A 19,999-nucleotide genomic window follows, 5' to 3' on the forward strand; every position below is an offset into this window, starting at 1 on the left:
ATCCAGGAAGCAGTACATTGCAACGGTCTGTTCGCGCATGGTCAGCAGGAGTTGAAGGGGTCGAATACTTCAAACCTAGTCTGTTCTTGCCGAACAGACTTTTTTTCTGCCTCCCCTATACCCCGCAACTTGAGTTAGCTAGGATTTCAACCCAAATGGCCACCGCCACGCCCCAGCTAATCAGCCGCACTGCCCGTTGCGCGGTGGCAGGTAAGTCGGCCAGCAGCCAGCCCAGACTCCACAGATAGATGATGTCGGAGAAAAGAAACTTCAGCGGCTTGATCCACGGATTTACGTTCGTTACCAACCGCTCATCGAAAGCCAGGCCCAGCAAGGCACCCGGCAGCAGCACCAGGTGCAGCCACCCCGCCCACGACAGCACCCGACTAACGCGGTGCAACACTACCAGCCAGGTACGCACAGAGTTGAATAGCGAAGAAGCAAGCCTAGCGGCTCCGTCAGTGACGGGAACTCCGGAAAGGGCGAGGATTTTCATAGCTGAAAGAAGGGGTAGTGGAAAGTGACGAGCATCAGGCGGCCAAAACCGGGGCCGGGTACGAGTGCCGGAGCAGCGCGTAAAGCAGCCCCCCCAGTGGGCCGAACAGAAACGTGAGCAATAGGACCGGCACCAGCAGCAGGTGCGGCACGCCGCGCTTTCTGGCATCGTGGCTTTCCCAAATGCCGATGCTCAAATCAAAGCACAGGTAATGCACCCAACCAGCCAGCAGCGCCCAAGGGTCGCGAAAGAGAGTGGCTACTTCTGACAACGAGCTGAAGCCCCCTTCAGAAGCGTGAGCACTCAGGTAGTGGCTGCCAATCAAGAGCACGTAAGCAACCGCCAGCGCCAGCGGTAGTGCCCCGCCGAGTACCAAGCGGCGCGTAACCACCCGGCGCGGAGCAAATAGCAGCAGCACCCAGCCTACAAAGGCAATCGGATTGGCGAGGGAAAACAGAAAATCGGGGGTGAGAGCCATGGTAGCCGCGCTTAATTGATAGCTCTAAAGTACAGGTTGCTTGGCGCTCTGGCTCCCACAAAACGGGTGAACCGGCTACTAGGGCCGATGAAGCGTCAACCGTACCCGGGTGAAGCGTGTGGGGTTTCCAGCGTGAGGCAACCTCTTCCCACGCCCCAATCGTACCTTGCAACGTGATACTGTTGTTTCAAAACATGTGGCGGCTGGTTCTGCTGGCGTTGGGCCTAGGACTTAGTTTTCTTGAACCGGTGCAGGCCGGTATTGCGCACCCGGTAGCCCCGCCGCTCGACGACAGCATGACGGTGCGGCAGCCTCACCGGCGGCCGGTGTTTCAGCTCGACATTCGCAATTCCATTATCAACCGCCGCTTCGTTACCATTCCGGGCCTGAAGCTGGGCGTCGAGTGGCGGGGCCGGCTGCGTACCGGCATCGGGGTGTATCTGCTCAGCAATGGCATTCCCTCGCGCCAACCCATTCCGGCCGAGCTACCGGCCAACACCAGGGCGGAGGTGCGCCTGCGCTATGTGGCAGGCTACGGCGAGTACGTGGTGCTAGGCAATCCGCGGTGGGAAATAGCTACCCAGCTTCAGCTAGGCGTCGGCAAAACCTACGCGCAGTACACCTTGCCCGATGAAAGCCAAGTTCGTTCTTCAAAAAGAATTATCTGGCTGGTCGAACCGGCCTTGGCCGCCCAAATGCGCATCTATCGTTGGCTAGGCTTGGGCAGCGGGGTAGGCTGGCGGCAGCCGGTACTTGTAAACAACCTCACGCAGCGTGAGCTGAACGGCCCAATCTTCTACGGCCGCGTCAAACTCTCGCTCGGCGACCTGTACAAAGTATTCCGCGGCCGGGAGCGTCTCTTCACCCAACAAGGCCTGCGCCGCGCCGACTGGTAAAATAAGGGAAGTGGTAATGTGCTCCGCAGGTAGTTGCCTGTCTGTAAAGGCGTGCCTAAAAAGGCGCATTCAAAGTATCTAGCGGGCTTGCTAACGTTGCCAAACCAACCATCATGCTGAACGTCATGCTCTATCTGGCGTCCGCTTGTCGAAGCAAGCATCTCGCGTGCTGACGCTGGAGTCGTATATACCCTCCTAGCGAGATGCGTCGACTTCGGCTGCGCCTACGCCAGATGAGCAGGACGGCCTATTCAAATAGATAGGTCTATCCAAATAAGTTCTTATATCTAAACTGTAAACGAATTGCTTCTTGTCGGTATGCTAAGGCTGCAATCAACAATCTGACGCAGCTTCCGCTGATGCAATGTGTACCAACAGGAGCGGGGGAGTGGGGCGCGGCGCGCGGGGGATGCTATTAACGCGGCCCAAGACAAACCCTATAAGAAAAGCAGTAAGAACAAGCCAGGTAAGTAGATACTTTCTCATAAATGCAGTAAAGGATAAGCCTTGTAACCCCCTTGCCTAAACGAATTTTCAGGCTAGAGGCACTGTGCAGGTTTCTTAGATACGTGCGTTGACACTACCTGCGGAGTATAGAAGTATGATACTCCTATAATGAAATATTATAAGCTATAAGCGTATTAGAGCCATGATGTAGCTTGGTTAAAGTACAAGTTACGAAATGGCTTTACCCGAAAGAATAGTTGGATATAAATAGTAAGCGTGAGAATGAAATATTCATTGACGAGTGCCAGTTTTTGCTGCTTGCTTTATAGAAAAGGTCACGTACGAGCTCTAGGTTTTTGCACAATACGGGGTGTGCTTTTAAGCTTGCCTATTCGGGAGCTGCTGTCCGTGTGCAGATAGAGCCGGGCCAGCCGAAAATTTCATAAGAACACGAGGGCTAATTCTCAGCAACGAACAAGCCTCCTGACCCTACGTCTGGACTAGACGGGACAGGAGGCTTGTTGGTGGATAATAGCTAATGTGGCTTACTCTTGGGTTTCGGTTTCGGTGGGTAGGCTTTGCAAAATGGCCCGCCGATCAAGCTTGCCGGAAGCCGTCGTCCGGAACTCTCCAACGTACACCAGCTCACGGGGGCGCTCGTACTTGCTCAGGCGCTTGCGAAGCAGGCTGAGCAACTGCTGCTGCTGCGCTTCCGGCAGTGGCTCGCCTTCCAGGTAGGCCGTCACTTGCTCGCCTAGGCGCGCATCGGGGCGGCCGGCTACAAAGGCCCGGCGAGCGGGTAGATTGAGCTCTACCAGGGCTACTTCCAGCACCTGCTCCACCTTCTCGGCTTGCACCTTCACGCCGCCGCTGTTTATCACGAAATCCATCCGGCCTAGCCACTCGAAGGTGTGCGGGTCCAGCAGCTTCACCTGGTCGTTGGTGGTGATGAGCTGGTCGTCGGTTACGTCGGCGCGCACGGTGAGGCAGCCGCGCTTGTCTTGCCCTACCTCAATGCCCGGCAGCACGTGGTAGACACTGTTAAGCTTCGAGCCGTTGAGGCGCCGCAGGGCAATGTGCGAGGCCGTTTCGGTCATGCCGTAGGTGAGGTACACGGGTACTGTTAAGCTTTGAATTTCCTTGGTTAAGCTTTGGTCTACGGTAGCCCCGCCCACCAGAACAGCTTTCATCTGGTTGAGGCGCGGCGCGTGTCCGGCTGTCAGCACCGCCCGCAGCTGCAAGGGCACGAACGAGGCAAACGTGAATTCTGCTTCGGCCGACACCAGGGTAAACGGGTCGGCTTGAGGCTCCACAATCGTGAGGTGCATGCGCCGCTCGAAGCCGCGCACCAGCATCATCATGCCGCCCACAAACTCACAGTTCAAACACACCAGCATTCGGTCACCGGGGCCGAGGTCGAAGTAGTCGCCGGTGCGGCGGGCGGAAGCTTCCAACTGCTGGCGCTTCATCAGTACGGGTTGCGGCTGGCCCGTCGAGCCGCTGGTGTGCAGGGCCACCTCTTGGGTGCCGTTCAGCCACTGCCGGCAAAAGTCGAGCACCTTGGCTTCATAGCCGTTCAGGTCGACGGGCGTAGTGGCCGGATACAACTGAATATCGGCGTAGCGAAATTCGCGGCCGTTGAGGAGGAGGGAATCGGGGAGCAGGTCGGAAGGAGAAGCCATAGGAAGAGAAAGAAATCAGCAAAATCGGCTACCAAGCAGTAAAGATGCCCTAACTAAGCAACCAACGCTGGTAAGCCTTGGCCGAAGGTACCGTTAGTGCGCATAAAGCGAGCAGCAGCACGCCGCAGGCCACCAGTTCCAGGGTGCTGCGCGTAAATACATACGAAACCAGCAGCGGCAACCCTAGCAAACTCAGCAAGCTGTTGCGCAACAGCATACGGCCCTGGTACACGCGCAGGTTCTGCTCTGCGGGACGCCGCAGGTTAGGAGTCATCCGGCGGGAAACCAGATACAAGAGCAGCCCCGCCAGAGGCAACAGAGCCCCCAGCAGTAACAAGAGCGGCCACGAAGCCAGCAGCGGCTGCGGCGACGCTCCTCCTGCCACCTTGCTGCCGCCAGCCAGCACCAAGCTCCCCATCAACAAACCCTGCACGGCAAAGTGCAGCCAGTGTCGCCATCGGATGCGCCGGATAGCTCGGTGAAAATCAGCGTCGGTCATGGTAGGAGAAGGGGCCGGCGGCTCAGTGCGGGTCAATAACAGGCTAGCAAACAACTAAACCAGCATACGAAGCTCCCGCCCGAAAGTCAGAAAAACCGGCTGGCTCTTGACATTCAACGAATTAAAAATGTATCTTCAACAACCATCACCAACCGTCTCCGCCATGCAATACACCATCCCCACCCCGTTTGTAGGCGTCCGTACTTTTGTTTTTCGGCGCTATATCACGCTCCGCTATCATTTGGTTTCGCCGGCTGCAGAACTAGCTGCCAAAGCAGATCGTCGGGCCCGCAAGCTGCGGAAGAAAGAGGCTAAAGATGAGCGTCTGCGCAATTTCTTCGGCTGGTGCCAGGGCTGCGCGGCCTATGGCTCGATATTTTAAACTTAAAGAGACTTGTGCATAAGACAAAGCGCCACCCGTCAGGGCAGCGCTTTTCTTTTTGCAGTGATAGCGGCGCATGTGCCCGGATTTAGTGCTTCTCAAGTAGCTGCAAGATTTTGCGATATTTTTTGCCGCGGCTGAACTTGTCCAGCACGGCCTGGAAAATCGGGTCGGCACTCGGCAGTACCTCAAACAGCGTCATCAAAGACTGGAGCTTTATATTGTCATTATCAGGTTTGCTAAGCTGAATAGTTTAATTGTAGCAGCTAATGGGACAGGTGGTTGTGCAGTGGCTGCATTTCCATTCTGTCGCTTCAATTACTTTGTTGTTGCTGAATACTGTCTCTTAGTTGAAAGATAATTTCGAAGCAGCCATATTGTAAACATTTTGTTATAGTGGTTTAGTGAACGGTGTGTACATCGTGCTGCAGAGACGCCTCGTTGCGTCTCGTCGTTGAACGATGGTTAGGCAGACGGCGCGGACGATGAGACGCAACGGGGCGTCTCTACTAGCGGGTACGCTGTTCACTAAATCGCTATAGTTCCATGTAGTAAAGTTACAAAATTGTCCCGCTAAACTGTAGTGAAAGACTGTACAATGCTTGCGCCTACGCGTACGTTTCAGGTATTGCCGAAGGCGGGAGATTTCAGCGCTACCGTTCAATAGAATTACAAATGTTCATTTACCTCCGTCAGCTTAATAGATATTGTCAAGCCCCCCGCTTTTGGCAATACCATGTTAGCCACAGTTTTATTCTTGTTGAAGTTCTTCTTTCAAGCCTTCGGTAACCAAGTTGTTTCTGACAAGATAACTCTTCATCATCTTCAAAAAGCTTTTACTTTCTTTTAGATAGTTCTGGTCAAGTCTGCTGTTGTCAGTCGTTTCCAAATACGTGTATGCTCGTTTTATAAACCTACCTGTTCCTTCGAACTGCTTACTAATAAACAGCGTTCCAACTAAAGAAATATAGGCCACGAGTTCATATTGAATGTGATTTCGTCTCAAATACCCCAAAGGAAGAATTTTGTTCATGTTTTGAAAATGAGAAACAATCGCAATGTCATCAACATACTTCTGCTTTTCGATCACAAAATAGTCGTCTAAAATTTCGCCATTGAAGTCAGTCTCAAGTTCATAGTAGCCGATTGGCTCTAAACTGTCCAGCCATACATTTTTGGTGTCTTCAACGTACAGCCCAACCTTAGTTCTGATAACTGAACCAGAGTGTCGTTTGTCAACTTGATACTCAAACCTATCAAACATGGTTTTGATTTCAGTTCTGTCAAAACCACCTAAATCAATTTCGTCATTGCTTGATGTGTCAGAAAGTATTGTTCCAAGAGTCTCAAAAGCTTTCCGCTTTAAGTCCAAACTTTTGCATCTGTCAGTCAGCAGTATTTCAAGCACTCGGGCGGTCATAAATTGTGGCTACGAGCGTTTTACAGCTTTAAGAAGTAAGGGAATTTGAAAGCTTCAGCTACATTTACTTCCTGCTGCTGATTAAAGGTGTTATGTTCAGTACATATTCGTAAGCCCTTATTTTTTAAAGCTGCTGTTGTGTGCTGTACATTTTGTCAAGCTTTCTGCCTTTCACTTTGATTTGTCGACCGAACCATATTCCAACAATAAAGGCAGGAATTGCTCCAAAGATTGTCACCCAGAAAAGCGGCTTGAAAATGTAATCTTCAAACGGATTATCATTTGTTCCAATATTGTCAATGCCTTCCTGAATGAAACCAGTCCAACCTGCAAGAAAGGCTGTTGTCAGCAATACAGCCATACCACATAAAAAACCCACTAAAATGAAATTCCTGTTCTTAATTAGAATTGCTTTGCCTGCAAGTTGTCCGTAAAAGTGTCCGCATACAAGCATAATGAATGCTCCAACGAAGATGTTCAACTTATAATCAATTGTTGTAAACCAAAAGAATGCTTTGAAAAAGCCCTTGTCTGAAGAGATCATTGCAGTCATGATAAGTTGAGCAATCAACAGTCCAAGTCCAACAGAAATAAATCCTTGCTTGCTGCCAATCATTTTAGCGTCTCTTTCAGTCATTTTGGTTTTTGAGAGTTGTCGCCGTATAGCACACAACGGTTCGGGGCTTTGCGTTCGTGTGGGCATTTGTTGTTCTTCTGCCTAACCTATGTACAAAAGCTGAATAGCGATTTTCTGATTTAATTTATTACTTCAGCCCAACTTTTGCAAAACTGCTGTTAGGCGTAGTTTATGAGCTGTTCAAACTTTGCCGCTTCCTGTTTATTGTCAAAAGCCAATAACATTTCGTCATATGCATTATACCGAAGGGTATCATCCTTGTCACCATATATTTCAGCACAGTACAATATAAGTTCACTCTGGTCGAATTGTATGGTCATTTTAAAAGGAAGCTTAAAGCTCTTCATAGTCTCAGAATGAATAGCTTTTATGATGGAATTGATGTTTTCAACCTCTCCATTATCTTCTGGCTGCTCCAATTGTTTTGTCCAAAAAGTTTCAAATCCTTCAGAAGTCATAGCAGGAGAGATTTTGAAATTACCTCTATCAGTAACCAGCGTAGCAGAGAATGAATACCTAAAATTGAAAGGAACTATGTCTAAGTCAAATGTTGGCTGTCTGTCTACCGAGAAAACTATTTTATAAACAAATGACTTTTGCAATCTTTCCACAAATGCAGTAAGGTTTGCTTTATAATTGGCTATTTCCGCTGCCATGATCTCAAATTACGCCTAACGTTTAAGTGTTTATGAAGTTGTGGAATTTGAAAAACGTCCGTCTCACCCAACCACAAAAGCAAAATAATGATTTAAAGTCGAATGCGCATTCGTCCAGCCACAATTTTATAAACACACTGTTAGCCGCCGCTGTTTTTATTTTCTCTAAAACTTTTCGATGAAAGGAGTACCTCTCTTAGCAATAATTTCCTTTCACAAAAATAAATTCAACTCTCACTTTTATGATTTTTTCAAACGTTTTGGTTTATAAAATTCACGTTCTTCGTCCACAGAAAGTTGGTAGAAAATTGGCAACAGCTTTTGAAATTCTCTTTAAAATTTTCGCAAATTTTCAACCTGGAAACAATTTTAAAGCGAATGTTTTCTGTCCACCGAAAGCTGATTTTGTAGTTGAAAAACTTATGCGTTTGTCTTTTTAAAATTGCATGGATTTTCAACTTGTAAACAGTTTTAAAATACAATTCCTCGTCACTAAAAACCTGCCTTTAAAAATTAAAAAGCTTTCAGATTCACGTTTAAAATTTCTCGGAAATTCTCGACTTTGAAACCGTTTTAAAGCAAATATCTTTAGGTTTTAAAACCTGTCTACAAGCAAAAAAACTCAAATCTTATTGCGTTTCCTCACGCGAATCTGCTTGCAAATAATTAAACTTTTCACGTTCCTCGTCAAGCTAAAGCTGCCTAAAAACAGTAAACAGTTCTGCAAAAAAGCCACTCAAAACAGTGGCGGCTAACGGTTGTATTGACGACAGTGTCAATAGGATTGAAATGTCGTCAAGCGGCGCTTAGTACGCAAGTTTATGTCATCAATACAGCTAGCAGTAGTTGTATTGATGACATAGCCGGTATCACAGCCCCAGGTCATCAAGCGGTGAGATGGGGCGTTTGTGCTGGGCGACATGGGTGTAGATTTCGGTGGTTTTGATACTGCTATGTCCAAGCAGGTCTTGGATGACGCGGATGTCGGTTCCTGCTTCCAGCAGGTGGGTGGCATACGAATGCCGCAGCATGTGCATCGTAACTGGTCTGTGAATACCGGCTCGAGCCGCCGCTTGTTTAATAACGTGCTGTAGGCTTCGTTCGCTATACGCTTCGCCGGGCTGCGTACCTTCAAACACGAAGATGGCCGGGCGGTAGTGGCGGTACTGCTCCCGCAACAGATACAACAGGCTAACCGGCAGCGGTAAGTCGCGGTCTTTTTTGCCTTTGCCACCGCGCACGTAAAGTACCATTCGGCGGCTATCAATATCCAAGGGCGTGAGGGCCAGGATTTCGCTTAACCGTAGGCCCAGGCCATACGCCAGCATCAGCATGGCGCGGTGCTTGAGATTGGCAGTAAGCTGGAGCAGCACTTTTACTTCCTCCTTGGCCAGTACTTTCGGGTTCTGGAGCGGGCGTTTGGGCCGGGGTACTTCGTAGTAGTGGCGCGGCTGGCTTTCCACCTGCTCGTAGTAGAACTTAATGGCGTTGATGAGCAGATTCTGGTAGGTTTCGGAAATGCCGCCCGCAACGCGCAGGCTCAGGTAGTCGAGCACCTCCTGCTTGCTCAGCTCCAAGGGCAGGCGCGGCGCGTGGTAGCTAAGAAATTGCTGAAAAGCACTCCGGTAGTTTTTCAGCGTTTGGGGGCTATAGCGCCTCAGCGTGATGCGCTGGCTGTAGCGGGTGAGCAGCACATCGTGGGCGGTGGGCGGTGGCAGCTCCTGCGCCAGCGCTGGCACGGCGGGCACGTGCAGTGGCACGCCCAGCTGCCGACAAGCCTGCCGCAGGGGCGCTACGGCCTCGGGCGTGGCCGGCAGCACGTAGCCCCGGGCACCGGCGGCGTACTGTATGCCGGCCGCCAGCAGTGCCCCACGCACGGCGGCGTCGGCGTAAGCAAAGAACACCTGAAACTCGGTGCGTGACTCCAGCAGCCGCAACGATACAGCCGCTTTCATGCGCTGAGCGGAGGTAGTGCGTCGCCGGTTTTCCGGTCGAGCATCAGCACCTGTTCGCCAACGATTTCCGTCACGTAGTGCCGCCGGCCTTCGGCATCATCGTAGTGCCGGCTTTTGAGCTTGCCCTCCACGTATACCAGGCTGCCTTTGCGCAGATAGGCCTGCGCCAGCTCGGCCAACCCGCGCCACAGCACAATGCTGTGCCAGTCGGTGTGCGTCTGCGGGCGGCCGCTCTTGTCGCGGTACGTTTCGGAAGTAGCCAGCGAAAATTTTGCTACGGCCACGTTGCCTTCCAGCACCTGCACGTCCGGGTCCTTGCCCAGGTTGCCGATCAGGGTTACTTTATTTAAACCTCTCATGATGCACTACGCAAAAGCGCTTTATATTCCTATTTATAAATAGGAATATAAAGCGCTTTAAGTATTTAAGCAAGAGATTCTGCTTTACGGAAACTTCGGAAACTTCGAGAAGTCGGGCTTGCGCTTTTCGAGGAAGGCGTTTTTACCTTCTTTAGCTTCTTCGGAGAGGTAGTAGAGCAGCGTGGCATTGCCAGCCAGTTCCTGAATGCCGGCCTGACCGTCCAGCTCCGCGTTGAACGATGACTTGAGCATGCGGAGCGCCAGCGGGCTTTTCTCCAGAATCTTGTGGCACCAGGCCACGGTGGTTTCTTCGAGCTGCTCCAGGGGCACTACTTTGTTTACGAGGCCCATATCGAGGGCCTCCTGCGCGTTGTACTGGTCGCAGAGGAACCAGATTTCACGGGCTTTTTTCTGCCCGACAATGCGCGCCAAGTAGGAAGCGCCGAAGCCGCCGTCGAAGGAACCCACCATGGGGCCAGTTTGGCCGAAACGAGCGTTTTCAGCAGCTACGGTCAGGTCGCAGACTACGTGCAGTACGTGGCCGCCCCCAATGGCCCAACCCGCCACCATGGCTATCACCGGCTTGGGAATGGAGCGGATCAGCTTCTGCAGATCCAGCACGTTGAGGCGGGGCATGGCATCCTCGCCGACATAGCCACCGTGGCCGCGGACACTTTGGTCGCCGCCCGAGCAGAAGGCCTTCCCGCCTTCACCGGTGAGAATGATGACGCCAATGTCGGTGCGGTTGCGGCAGATGTCCATGGCCTCAATCATCTCCTGCACCGTGAGGGGCGTGAAGGCGTTGTGCACCTGCGGGCGGTTGATGCTGATTTTGGCGATGCCGCCAGCCTGCGTGAAAAGAATTTCGCGGAACTCCTTGATCGGAGTCCAGGTAAGTTGTTCAGCCATGTTTTTGGCGTTTATCCTCTGTGAATTTTTGTATCACCGCCGCGAACCTCTGCTAGTACATAACTAGATTCCCGCAGAGGTTCGCGGCGGTGCTGCAAAAATTCACAGAGGCGTTTTAGGAGAAAGATGTTTTGACAGTGGTACGGTAGTGCTCGAAGAACTCGGCGTTGGTTTTGCTGTCGGTGGTGATTTCGAGCAGGGCCGCGCCGGTTTCGGGTGCAAAGAAAACCGGTAACGCCGACTCTAGTTCAGCGAACGACGAAACTGGGAAATACCGCAGGTTGAAATCCCGCGCGGTGTTCTCGGCGGTCAGGGCTTGGTGAGTCTCAAAGAACTCGTCTAACTCCGGCTGCTGGCGCGGTCCGTCGATGATGCGGAAGATGCCGCCGCCGTGGTTGTTGAAGAGTACCACCCGCAAGTTGGGCGTCGGGTAGTTGTGCCAGAAAGCATTCCGGTCGTAGAAAAACGCGACGTCGCCCGTCAGCAGCACGACGGGCCGCTGCGGCTGCGCCAAGGCCGCGCCTACGGCCGTGGAGTTGCAGCCATCGATGCCACTGGTGCCCCGGTTGGCGAAAACCTCGATTTGGCGGCCTTGCGGTAGGCCAAGGATGTTGGCGTAGCGCACCGCCATGCTGTTAGCCAGGTGCAGGGCGGTCAACTCAGGTATGGCCTCCAGCGCCATGCGGAAGGCTGAAAACTCGTTGAAAGGCGCTTCTGCGGAAAAAAAGGAAGCCAGCAAGTCCGTTGCCCGGCGATTGGCAGCCTGCCAGTTTCCACTAAAGGGGTAGGCAGCCAATCGGTTTTCCTGAGAAAACGCTGGGCCTAATTCCTGAAAGAAGACAGCGGGGTTCACTCGAAAAACATCGGTGAGCGAGCGGAACACGTCAGCTACAGGTTGGGTGTGCGGCTGAATGTGCCAGTGCTTTTTAGCAGGGTATTTTCGCAGGAACTGCTTGAGTGCTTTCGAGATAAGCGAGTTGCCAACCGTAATCAGCAGCTCCGGTTGCAGCTCACGTAGGAACTCTGGATTTGGGCCTGCCAGAAAGATGTCCTGAAAAGAAACTGCCGATACTTCACTCCCAACATTGCTGATAACATCGGCTACAATAGTGGCGCCGCTCCGCCGGCAGAATACGCTGAGCGCTTCAGTTAATTCTGCATCCAGCGTATGCTGCGCCACGACCACCAGCGTGCGGTTAAACAACGTGTTCGGGTCTGGCTGGTTTGTGATAGACTCTTTGGAGAAAGCATCCAACGACGTTTCAGTCCCACCATCCCGAATGATTTTCACATCCTGCTCGTACCGGATTTCCTCTCCCTGCTTCGGATAAAAAGGCTCCCGCAGCGGCACGTTCACTTGCACTGGCCCCGCTGGTTTAGCTTGTGCCAGGTTGATGGCCTCGTTCACAATGCGGGCCGAATGCCATTTGGCGTCGGCGTGGCTGGTATCAACCGGGAAATCGAAGGTGCCTTTGGCGTGGGCGCCGTAGAGGTTGCGCTGGCGGATGGTTTGGCCGTCGAGCTGGTCGATCCATTCCGGGGGACGGTCGGCGGTGAAAATAACCAGTGGAATATGCTGAAAATACGCTTCCGCCACGGCCGGCGCGTAGTTGAGGCCCGCCGTGCCCGAGGTGCACACCAACACCACTGCCCGTTGCTGCGCCTGTGCCATACCCAAGGCAATGAAGGCTGCTGCCCGCTCGTCGGGTACCACCCGCACCGTAAGGTCGGGGTGGCGGGCAAAAGCCAGCGTCAGCGGGGCTGAGCGCGAACCCGGCGACAGCACCACATCCGTAATGCCATGCCGGGCGCAGATTTCAGCAATATTATGAACAGCCTGCATAGAGTGAATGAGTGAATTGGTAAGTGAGTGAATGAGTGAGGTGATGAATAAATGAAGTAGCAGATGGTCGCTAATGGCCGCGCCATGTGCCCTGGAGGCTACTTACTTCACTCATTCACCACCTCACTCATTCACTACGCGGAGCACCGCCCCCATCGTAGTGAGCTTTAACTCGGTCTCCTGCCACTCGCGAGTGGGGTCGGAGTCGATAGTGAGGCCGGTGCCGGCGTAGAGGATGGCTTCGGTGGGGCGTAGCTGGAGGCAGCGCAGGTTTACGTAGAGACGCGAGACGCCGGCCACCGGCAGGTTCACGGGGCCTAAGAAGCCGCTGTAGTAGGCCCGGTCGTAGCCTTCGTGGCGGTGCAGGAAATCCAGGGCAGCCTGCCTAGGCATGCCACCTACGGCCGACGTGGGATGCAGTAAGCGCAGCATATCGGTGCCCAAGTTCGGGAACGGCACCTGGCGCAAGTACACCTCGAAATCGGTGCGTAGGTGCAGTAATTCGCCAGCCACTACCGTACGCGGGCCGGTTTCGTCGTATTCGCGCAAGCGCAACTGTTTGAAGCAGTTTACGATGTAGCGGGCCACTAAGGCTTGCTCCTCGATTTCCTTTTGCCGCCAGATAGCCGTGTTGGGCGCTTGACCGTGAACAAGGGGCTGCGTGCCGGCCAAAGCCATCGTGTGGAACGTGCCATCGGGTGTCACTTCGGCCAGCACTTCGGGCGTAGCGCCCAGCCAGGTGCCCACGCCCGGTACGCTCACCAACGACACAAACGCCAGCGGGTATTTCTCGCTCAACTCGGTGAAAGCCGCCAGTGGGTCGAAGCCGGCCGGTAGTGGCTGGCGCGCCGCCCGCGAAGACACTACTTTCAGCACTGTTTTCGCCTCGATGGCCGCCACGCCCGTTTGAACGAGCTGAGCGTACTCGGCCTGCGTGGCGGCGTGTGGGGCCGGCTGCGTACTATAAGGCCACACCAGCTGCTCGACTGGCGGAACGGCCAACCAGGCCGTCAGCGCCGGAATCAGCGACCGGGCGGCCGGGGCAACAGCTACGGTATCGGGTTGGGCGACGTCGAAGCGCACGTCGGCGGGCAGAAACAGGGCCGGGTTGTGGTCGGAGTCGCGGAAGGGGAAGAAGGCAAAGCCGGCCGGGGCGGCGGCATCCAGGGCGGGCGGCAGGCCCGTGTAGGCGGCTTCAAGAGAGCGGGCCACTACTAGGCGCGGGTGCACGGTGCCCGGTTCACGCCACATCGCCAGCGGCCTACCGGTGCGCAAAGCCCCCGCCACCAGGTGGCGTAGCCGGTCCGAGGCGCTCAGGTTCGCCGCCGCTACCGGCCAAGGTAGCTGCCGAAGTTCGTGCGGTTGCATCAGGCAGTGGTGCTGGCGGCGGGCAGGTCGATAACGGCCATGGTAATGCGGCTGATACACACCAGCGCACCCGTTTCTTCGTGGGTGATGCGGATTTCCCACACCTGCGTGCTGCGGCCCACGTGCAGCGCGGTAGCCACGCCCACCACGTAGCCCGACTTCACGCCTTTGAGATGATTAGCATTGATTTCCAGCCCTACACAGGCCTTTTTGCGTATGTCAACCTGTAGGGTAGCGCCAATGCTGCCAAGCGTTTCGGCCAAGGCCACGGAGGCCCCGCCGTGCAGCAAGCCCATGGGTTGGTGAGTGCGGTGGTCGACGGGCATACGGCCGGTTATTGTTTGCTTCCCTACTGCCGTTATCTCGATGCCAAGGTGTTCGCCTAAGGTGTTCTTGGCCCAAGCATTGATTTGCGCAGGATCAGTGGGAAATTGTGCCATATGCATTGGAAAAGCGTAGCATTGAAGCCTGTAAGGCCAGAATCAATAACACTCTATAAGTCGTAAGACAGTAGCAGCAGGTAGTCAAGTTTTTTGCAAGGCTTTGCTTGTCAACGCCTTGTGCCAACCAAGTCCACTTGCTTGTTAGTAGCGTCTTGCCACTCAAAAGACTAAACAGCAAAGCTAGCCCGAAAGTGAGCGTCAAAAAAATATACCTGATCCGCCACGGTCAGACCGACTTCAACGTGCAGAACATCGTGCAGGGCAGTGGCGTCGATTCCGATCTGAATGAAAAAGGCCGCCAGCAGGCCAGCCAGTTCTTCGCGGCCTACCAGCAGGTTCCGTTCGATAAAGTCTACACGTCGGTGCTGCGCCGCACGCACCAATCGGTGCAGGGTTTTCTGGAGCTAGGGTTGCCGCACGAGCAATATGCGGCGCTCAACGAGATTAGTTGGGGTGTGCGCGAAGGCACCCGCATTACGGCCGAAGAGGATGTCGAGTACCAGGGCGTACTCGATCAGTGGAACTGCGGTGAAACCTTCGCCCGCCTCACCGGCGGCGAAAGCCCCGACGAAGTAGCGGCCCGACAGCGCCCCTTCATCGAGCTGCTGAAAAGCCGCCCCGAAGAAGAAAACGTGCTGGTGTGCATGCACGGCCGCGCCATGCGGGTGCTGCTCTGCCAACTACTCAACTACCCCCTAAGCCGCATGGATGCCTTCGAACACCGCAACCTGTGCTTATATAAAGTACACTACACCGGTTCCATGTTCACCATACGCAACTTCCTAGACGTAGCCCATTTGGAGTGAATGAGCGAATAAGTGACTGAGTGAAGTAGCCTCTGGCGCAAATGGCGCGGCTACCTGCTGACAGAGGCTACTTCACTCAGTCACTCAGTCGCTCATTCACTCATTCACTCTTACGTTTGCACCACCGGATTTTCGGGCTAATTTTGACGCCCACTCATTTCAACCGCAGAAGCAGATGGCCGAGATCATAAAAATGCCCAAAATGAGCGACACAATGACGGAAGGCGTCATTGCCACTTGGCTCAAGAAGGTAGGCGATAAAATAAAATCCGGGGACGTGCTAGCCGAAGTCGAAACCGACAAGGCGACCATGGAGCTGGAAAACTATGAGGACGGCACCTTGCTCTACATCGGCCCTAAAGAAGGAGAGTCGGTGGCCGTGGATGGCATTTTGGCCATCGTAGGCAAAGAGGGGGAGGATTTTTCGGGCCTGTTGTCTGGCGGGCAAAGCGGCTCTCCTGCTGCAACTGAAGCGCCCAAAGCCGAAGCTGCCCCTGCTCCCGAAGCTCCGAAGGCCGCTCCTGCGGCGCCTGCTCCAACACCAGTTGCTACGCCGGTTTCTGCTCCTGTAGCTGCCGCGCCAGCCGCCTCGGCCGGCAATGGCAAGAAAGCCACCGTGGTGCGGATGCCTAAAATGAGCGACACCATGACCGAAGGCACGATTGCCGCTTGGCTGAAGAAAGTGGGTGATAAAGTGAAATCCGGGGACGTGCTGGCCGAAGTCGAAACCGATAAGGCGACCATGGAGCTGGAAAACTATGAGGACGGCACTCTGCTTTATATCGGGCCCAAGGACGGCGAGGCTATTGCCGTGGATGGCGTGCTGGCTATCATTGGCGAAGAAGGCGCCGACGTGCAAGCCTTGCTAGGCGGGCAAAGCGGCGGTAGTGCCGCCCCGGCGCCTGCTCCAGCAGCACCCGAGGCCGCGCCGGCTGCTCCGGCACCCGCTGCCGCAACTGCCGCTCCGCAAGCCGCTACCACCACGCAGCAACCCGCTGGTGGTCGTCTGCTGGCTTCGCCGCTGGCCAAGAGCATTGCCAAAGAAAAAGGCATCGACCTGCTAACGATCAAAGGCTCGGGCGAAAACGGTCGAATCATTTCCCGCGACCTGGAAAGTGTGCAGCCTAGCGCTGCTCCTGCCGCTCCTGCTCCTGCTACAACGGAGCAACCAGAGTACATTAAAGCGGCACTGCCGGAAACGGCCGCTCCGGACGCGCCCGAAACCAAGGCTCCCGCAACTCAACCCGCCTCGCAAGACTACACCGACACGCCCGTGTCGCAGATGCGCAAGGTTATTGCCCGCCGCCTTTCCGAGAGCTTGTTCACGGCCCCGCATTTCTATCTGACGATGGAAATCTTGATGGACCGGGCCATGGAAGTGCGCACACAGCTCAATGCCCTGTCGCCGGTGAAGCTGTCGTTCAACGATTTAGTTATCAAAGCGGCCGCCGTGGCGCTAAAGCAGCATCCGGCCGTCAACTCCTCGTGGCTCGGCGACAAAATTCGCCAGAACAAGGTGGTGAACATTGGCGTGGCCGTGGCCGTGGACGAAGGCTTGCTGGTGCCGGTGGTGCGCAACGCCGACGGCAAAGGCCTCTCGACTATTGCTACCGAGGTGAAAGAGCTGGCTGGCAAGGCCAAGAGCAAGAAGCTGCAGCCCGCCGAGTGGGAGGGAAGCACCTTCACCATTTCCAACCTGGGCATGTTTGGCATCGATGAGTTCACCGCCATTATCAACCCGCCCGATGCGTGTATTCTGGCTGTAGGCGGCATCAAGCAAACCGCCGTGGTGAAGGATGGTGCGCTAACCATCGGCAACCTCATGAAAGTAACGCTCAGCTGCGACCACCGCGTAGTAGACGGCGCCACCGGTGCCGCCTTCCTGCAGACGCTGAAAAGCCTGCTCGAAGACCCTATGCGTATGCTCATCTGATAGAAGTCGACAGTACACCTGTCTGAAAAAGCCAGTCCGCAAGGGCTGGCTTTTTTTATTTATTGCTTTATTGTGAAAATAAGATGTTTTCCCGCCCTGCTCTGGCCTTATGACTTTCCTTCACTTCTTTCATTTCAAGCTATGAAACATCTAGTACCAATCACCATTTTGTGTTTAAGTAGCATTACGGCCTTTGGGCAGGGCCAGACGCTAACCGGGCAGGTACTCGACGCCGCGGGCCGGCCGCTGGCCGGTGCCACAGTAGTAGAGAAGGGCACCAACAACGGCACCGGTACCGGCGGCGACGGCCGGTTTACGCTGCGTGCCCGCTCTCAGGCGCCAACGCTAGTAGTAAGCTCCATTGGGTTTGCCACTCAGGAAGTGAAGGCCGACGGCGGTTCGGTGAGCGTGCGCCTGACGGAAGCCAGCACCAGCCTCGGTGGGGTGCAGGTGGTAGGCTCACGCAACCAAACCCGCACCGTCACGGATACGCCCTCGCCAGTCGATATTATCGATATCCGAGAAGTAACGGCCAAAACCGGGCAGCTCGACGTCAATCAGTTGCTGCAATTTGTGGCTCCCTCCTTCAACTCCAACCGCCAGACCGGTGCCGACGGCGCCGACCACGTGGACCCCGCCAGCTTGCGTGGCCTGGGGCCTGACCAGACCTTGGTGCTCGTAAACGGCAAGCGTTGGCACCAGTCGGCGCTGGTAAACCTGTTCGGCTCGCGCGGCCGGGGCAATACCGGCACCGATCTGAACACGATTCCGGCTGCGTCTATCGAGCGGATCGAGATTCTGCGCGACGGGGCTTCGGCTCAATATGGCTCTGATGCCATTGCCGGGGTCATCAATATTGTGTTGAAGACCAGCGTGAAGGAAGTAACCGCCAACGTCAACTACGGCGCATATGACGCCCGGTATCGGTTCGATGACCAGGACTTTGATGGTGGCAACTTCAATGCGAACCTCAATTACGGCGTAGCGGTAGGCGAGGAAGGATTCGTGAATGCCACCCTTGACTACAACAAGCGGCAGCACACACAGCGGGCCAACGTGCCCGCCCCCGATGGTATCCAGCGCCGCGAATACGGCGACCCGGAAGTCAGTAATACTTCTGTTTATCTCAACAGCAAGCTGCCGCTCAGCGCCAAGGTGTACGCGTATGTATTTGGCGGCCTCAACCTGCGCGACGGTGATGCCTACGCTTACACGCGCTTTCCCACCATCACCAACGACGACGGTGACGATATTCCCAATCCGCGCAATAATCCCACGCTTTATCCTAATGGTTTCGACCCTATCATTACCAGCAACATCGTGGATGGGCATGGTACGGCCGGTGTGCGCGGCACGTTTGGGGGCTGGGACGTGGACTTGAGCAACGGCTTCGGCTCCAACCGTTTCGAGTACGGGGTGCGCAACACGCTCAATGCCACTTTGGGCGCCGCCTCGCCCACAGCTTTCGACGCGGGCGGGTTTCAGCTTAGGCAGAACGTAGCCAACCTTAGTGCCAGCCGCAACTACAAGACGGTGGCGCAGGGGCTCAATCTGGCTTTCGGGGCCGAGTATCGCCGTGAGTGGTACACCTTGTTTGCCGGCGAAGAAGGGTCGTACCGGAAGTATCCGGGGGCGCTGAACGAGCGGTCGGCTGGCTCGCAGGGCTTTCCCGGTTTTCAGCCCGACAACGAGGTAGACGCGCATCGTGACAACATCGGGGTATATGCCGATGCCGAGCTCGATGTCACAAAGTCGTTGCTGCTGGCGGGAGCAGTGCGGTTTGAAAACTATTCCGACTTCGGCAGCGCCCTGACCGGTAAGCTGGCGACCCGGGTGAAGCTGAGCGAAACTTTCTCGTTGCGCGGCACCGTAAGCAGCGGCTTCCGGGCGCCGTCGTTGGCGCAGATCAACTTTAACAGCATCATCACCAACGTGGTTGGGGGTATGCCGGTCAATATTCTTATCGACCGCAACGATGGGCCAGTGTCGCGGGCACTCGGCATTCCGGCCCTCAAGCAGGAACGTTCCCAATCGGTTAGCCTGGGCTTTACTGGCCGCGCCGGCTCGGTGCTCAGCTTCACCGTCGACGGCTACTACATTCAAGTTAAGGACCGGATTGTACTGACGGGCACCTTCGCCGCCAAAGATGATACGCTGGTGTTGCAACCCATTCTAGTACCGCTGGGCGTGGGCGAAGCTCAATTCTTCGCCAATGCGATTACCACCGATACCTGGGGCCTAGACGCCGTGCTGGCCAACACCGTGTCGCTGGGGGCGGGCCGGCTGGCTACTACGCTGGCCGCCAACCTCAACCGGCTGGTGGTAGTAGGCGCTGCCAAGACCACTCCGCTACTAGCCGGCAAGGAGGATACCTTCTTTGGAATTCGGGAGCGGGCTTTTGTGAAAGCTTCGGCGCCGCCCTACAAGGTCAACCTCACCTTCGACTACAGCCTGGGCCGCTTCGGGGCGTTGCTGCGCTTCGTGCAGTTTGGCCCGGTACAGCTCTACGACTACGACGAGAACCTCAACGCCTACTACGCCCGCCTCACTACCGACTTAGCCTTGTCGTACGCTCTGACCAACCAGTTGCGTTTGTCGGTGGGTAGCTCGAATCTGTTTGACGTCTACCCGAAGTTCTTTAACCCGCAGCTCACCGAAACCGGCGGCGCCTGGGACCCGGTGCAGATGGGCTCGAACGGCCGGTTTTACTTTGCTAAATTGCAGGCCCGATTTTAAGCTGATTGTTGCTTGCTAGTTGTTGAATGCTGGTTGTCAGTTCACTTTGAAATG

20 protein-coding genes are annotated in these 19,999 nt (G+C 54.9%); 6 read left to right on the forward strand and 14 right to left on the reverse strand.

Going from position 1 to position 19,999, the window contains the following annotated elements; translation table 11 throughout:
- Positions 1-115: 115 nt before the first annotated feature.
- Both VF639_RS08435 and VF639_RS08440 read right to left on the reverse strand, forming a co-directional pair.
- Complete coding sequence (locus VF639_RS08435; RefSeq protein WP_331145454.1) at positions 116-496, reverse strand: hypothetical protein; 381 nt, start codon at positions 494-496, stop codon at positions 116-118.
- A gap of 34 nt (positions 497-530) precedes the next feature.
- On the reverse strand, positions 531-974 hold the full coding sequence (locus tag VF639_RS08440) for an ABA4-like family protein (RefSeq protein ID WP_331145455.1): 444 nt from the start codon (positions 972-974) through the stop codon (positions 531-533).
- Between the two features lie 173 nt (positions 975-1,147).
- Here VF639_RS08440 and VF639_RS08445 point away from each other — a divergent pair, with 173 nt between their 5' ends.
- Complete coding sequence (locus VF639_RS08445) at positions 1,148-1,870, forward strand: hypothetical protein (RefSeq protein WP_331145456.1); 723 nt, start codon at positions 1,148-1,150, stop codon at positions 1,868-1,870.
- Between the two features lie 992 nt (positions 1,871-2,862).
- Here VF639_RS08445 and VF639_RS08450 read toward each other — a convergent pair.
- Both VF639_RS08450 and VF639_RS08455 read right to left on the reverse strand, forming a co-directional pair.
- Complete coding sequence (locus tag VF639_RS08450) at positions 2,863-3,999, reverse strand: AMP-binding protein (RefSeq protein ID WP_331145457.1); 1,137 nt, start codon at positions 3,997-3,999, stop codon at positions 2,863-2,865.
- A gap of 49 nt (positions 4,000-4,048) precedes the next feature.
- On the reverse strand, positions 4,049-4,498 hold the full coding sequence (locus VF639_RS08455; protein ID WP_331145458.1) for a hypothetical protein: 450 nt from the start codon (positions 4,496-4,498) through the stop codon (positions 4,049-4,051).
- A 163-nt stretch (positions 4,499-4,661) separates the two neighbouring features.
- Between VF639_RS08455 and VF639_RS08460 the strand changes: the two genes are divergently transcribed.
- Positions 4,662-4,880: a hypothetical protein gene (locus VF639_RS08460; RefSeq protein WP_331145459.1), complete on the forward strand. Its 219-nt coding sequence runs from the start codon at positions 4,662-4,664 to the stop codon at positions 4,878-4,880.
- An 88-nt stretch (positions 4,881-4,968) separates the two neighbouring features.
- Here the strand turns inward: VF639_RS08460 and VF639_RS08465 are convergent, their stop codons facing one another.
- The 4 genes from VF639_RS08465 to VF639_RS08480 form a co-directional block, all read right to left on the reverse strand.
- Positions 4,969-5,130, reverse strand: a complete 162-nt coding sequence (locus VF639_RS08465; protein ID WP_331145497.1) for a DUF1810 family protein — start codon at positions 5,128-5,130, stop codon at positions 4,969-4,971.
- A gap of 501 nt (positions 5,131-5,631) precedes the next feature.
- Positions 5,632-6,300, reverse strand: coding sequence for a hypothetical protein (locus VF639_RS08470; RefSeq protein WP_331145460.1), 669 nt, complete (start codon positions 6,298-6,300; stop codon positions 5,632-5,634).
- Positions 6,301-6,424: 124 nt separating this feature from the next.
- Complete coding sequence (locus tag VF639_RS08475; protein WP_331145461.1) at positions 6,425-6,937, reverse strand: hypothetical protein; 513 nt, start codon at positions 6,935-6,937, stop codon at positions 6,425-6,427.
- Positions 6,938-7,095: 158 nt separating this feature from the next.
- Positions 7,096-7,593: a hypothetical protein gene (locus VF639_RS08480; RefSeq protein ID WP_331145462.1), complete on the reverse strand. Its 498-nt coding sequence runs from the start codon at positions 7,591-7,593 to the stop codon at positions 7,096-7,098.
- A gap of 242 nt (positions 7,594-7,835) precedes the next feature.
- On the opposite strand from VF639_RS08480, the gene VF639_RS08485 reads away from it, so the two are divergent.
- A complete protein-coding gene (locus VF639_RS08485; RefSeq protein WP_331145463.1) occupies positions 7,836-8,033 on the forward strand; it encodes a hypothetical protein in 198 nt (65 codons plus the stop codon).
- A gap of 429 nt (positions 8,034-8,462) precedes the next feature.
- On the opposite strand, the gene VF639_RS08490 is transcribed toward VF639_RS08485, so the two are convergent.
- The 6 genes from VF639_RS08490 to VF639_RS08515 all read right to left on the reverse strand — a co-directional run bounded on the left by VF639_RS08490 (position 8,463) and on the right by VF639_RS08515 (position 14,473).
- A complete protein-coding gene (locus VF639_RS08490) occupies positions 8,463-9,548 on the reverse strand; it encodes a tyrosine-type recombinase/integrase (RefSeq protein ID WP_331145464.1) in 1,086 nt (361 codons plus the stop codon).
- A complete protein-coding gene (locus VF639_RS08495; RefSeq protein ID WP_331145465.1) occupies positions 9,545-9,907 on the reverse strand; it encodes a single-stranded DNA-binding protein in 363 nt (120 codons plus the stop codon). The genes VF639_RS08490 and VF639_RS08495 overlap by 4 nt, the downstream gene beginning before the upstream one ends.
- 84 nt (positions 9,908-9,991) lie before the next feature.
- A complete protein-coding gene (menB, locus tag VF639_RS08500) occupies positions 9,992-10,816 on the reverse strand; it encodes a 1,4-dihydroxy-2-naphthoyl-CoA synthase (protein WP_331145466.1) in 825 nt (274 codons plus the stop codon).
- Between the two features lie 115 nt (positions 10,817-10,931).
- Positions 10,932-12,659 carry a 2-succinyl-5-enolpyruvyl-6-hydroxy-3-cyclohexene-1-carboxylic-acid synthase gene (gene menD, locus VF639_RS08505; RefSeq protein WP_331145467.1) on the reverse strand — a complete coding sequence of 576 codons (1,728 nt, stop codon included), beginning with the start codon at positions 12,657-12,659 and terminating at the stop codon, positions 10,932-10,934.
- A gap of 123 nt (positions 12,660-12,782) precedes the next feature.
- Positions 12,783-14,027 carry a chorismate-binding protein gene (locus VF639_RS08510; protein WP_331145468.1) on the reverse strand — a complete coding sequence of 415 codons (1,245 nt, stop codon included), beginning with the start codon at positions 14,025-14,027 and terminating at the stop codon, positions 12,783-12,785.
- Positions 14,027-14,473: a hotdog fold thioesterase gene (locus VF639_RS08515; RefSeq protein ID WP_414654689.1), complete on the reverse strand. Its 447-nt coding sequence runs from the start codon at positions 14,471-14,473 to the stop codon at positions 14,027-14,029. Before VF639_RS08515 ends, VF639_RS08510 begins: the two co-directional genes overlap by 1 nt.
- A gap of 188 nt (positions 14,474-14,661) precedes the next feature.
- Between VF639_RS08515 and VF639_RS08520 the strand changes: the two genes are divergently transcribed.
- The 3 genes from VF639_RS08520 to VF639_RS08530 all read left to right on the forward strand — a co-directional run bounded on the left by VF639_RS08520 (position 14,662) and on the right by VF639_RS08530 (position 19,945).
- Entirely contained in the window at positions 14,662-15,276 is a 615-nt protein-coding gene (locus tag VF639_RS08520; protein WP_331145470.1) for a histidine phosphatase family protein, read from the forward strand.
- A 175-nt stretch (positions 15,277-15,451) separates the two neighbouring features.
- Positions 15,452-17,209, forward strand: a complete 1,758-nt coding sequence (locus VF639_RS08525) for a pyruvate dehydrogenase complex dihydrolipoamide acetyltransferase (protein WP_331145471.1) — start codon at positions 15,452-15,454, stop codon at positions 17,207-17,209.
- Between the two features lie 141 nt (positions 17,210-17,350).
- Positions 17,351-19,945: a TonB-dependent receptor gene (locus VF639_RS08530; protein ID WP_331145472.1), complete on the forward strand. Its 2,595-nt coding sequence runs from the start codon at positions 17,351-17,353 to the stop codon at positions 19,943-19,945.
- The last annotated feature ends 54 nt before the right edge of the window (positions 19,946-19,999 follow it).

This window comes from Hymenobacter sp., assembly GCF_036387835.1.
GTDB lineage: Bacteria > Bacteroidota > Bacteroidia > Cytophagales > Hymenobacteraceae > Hymenobacter.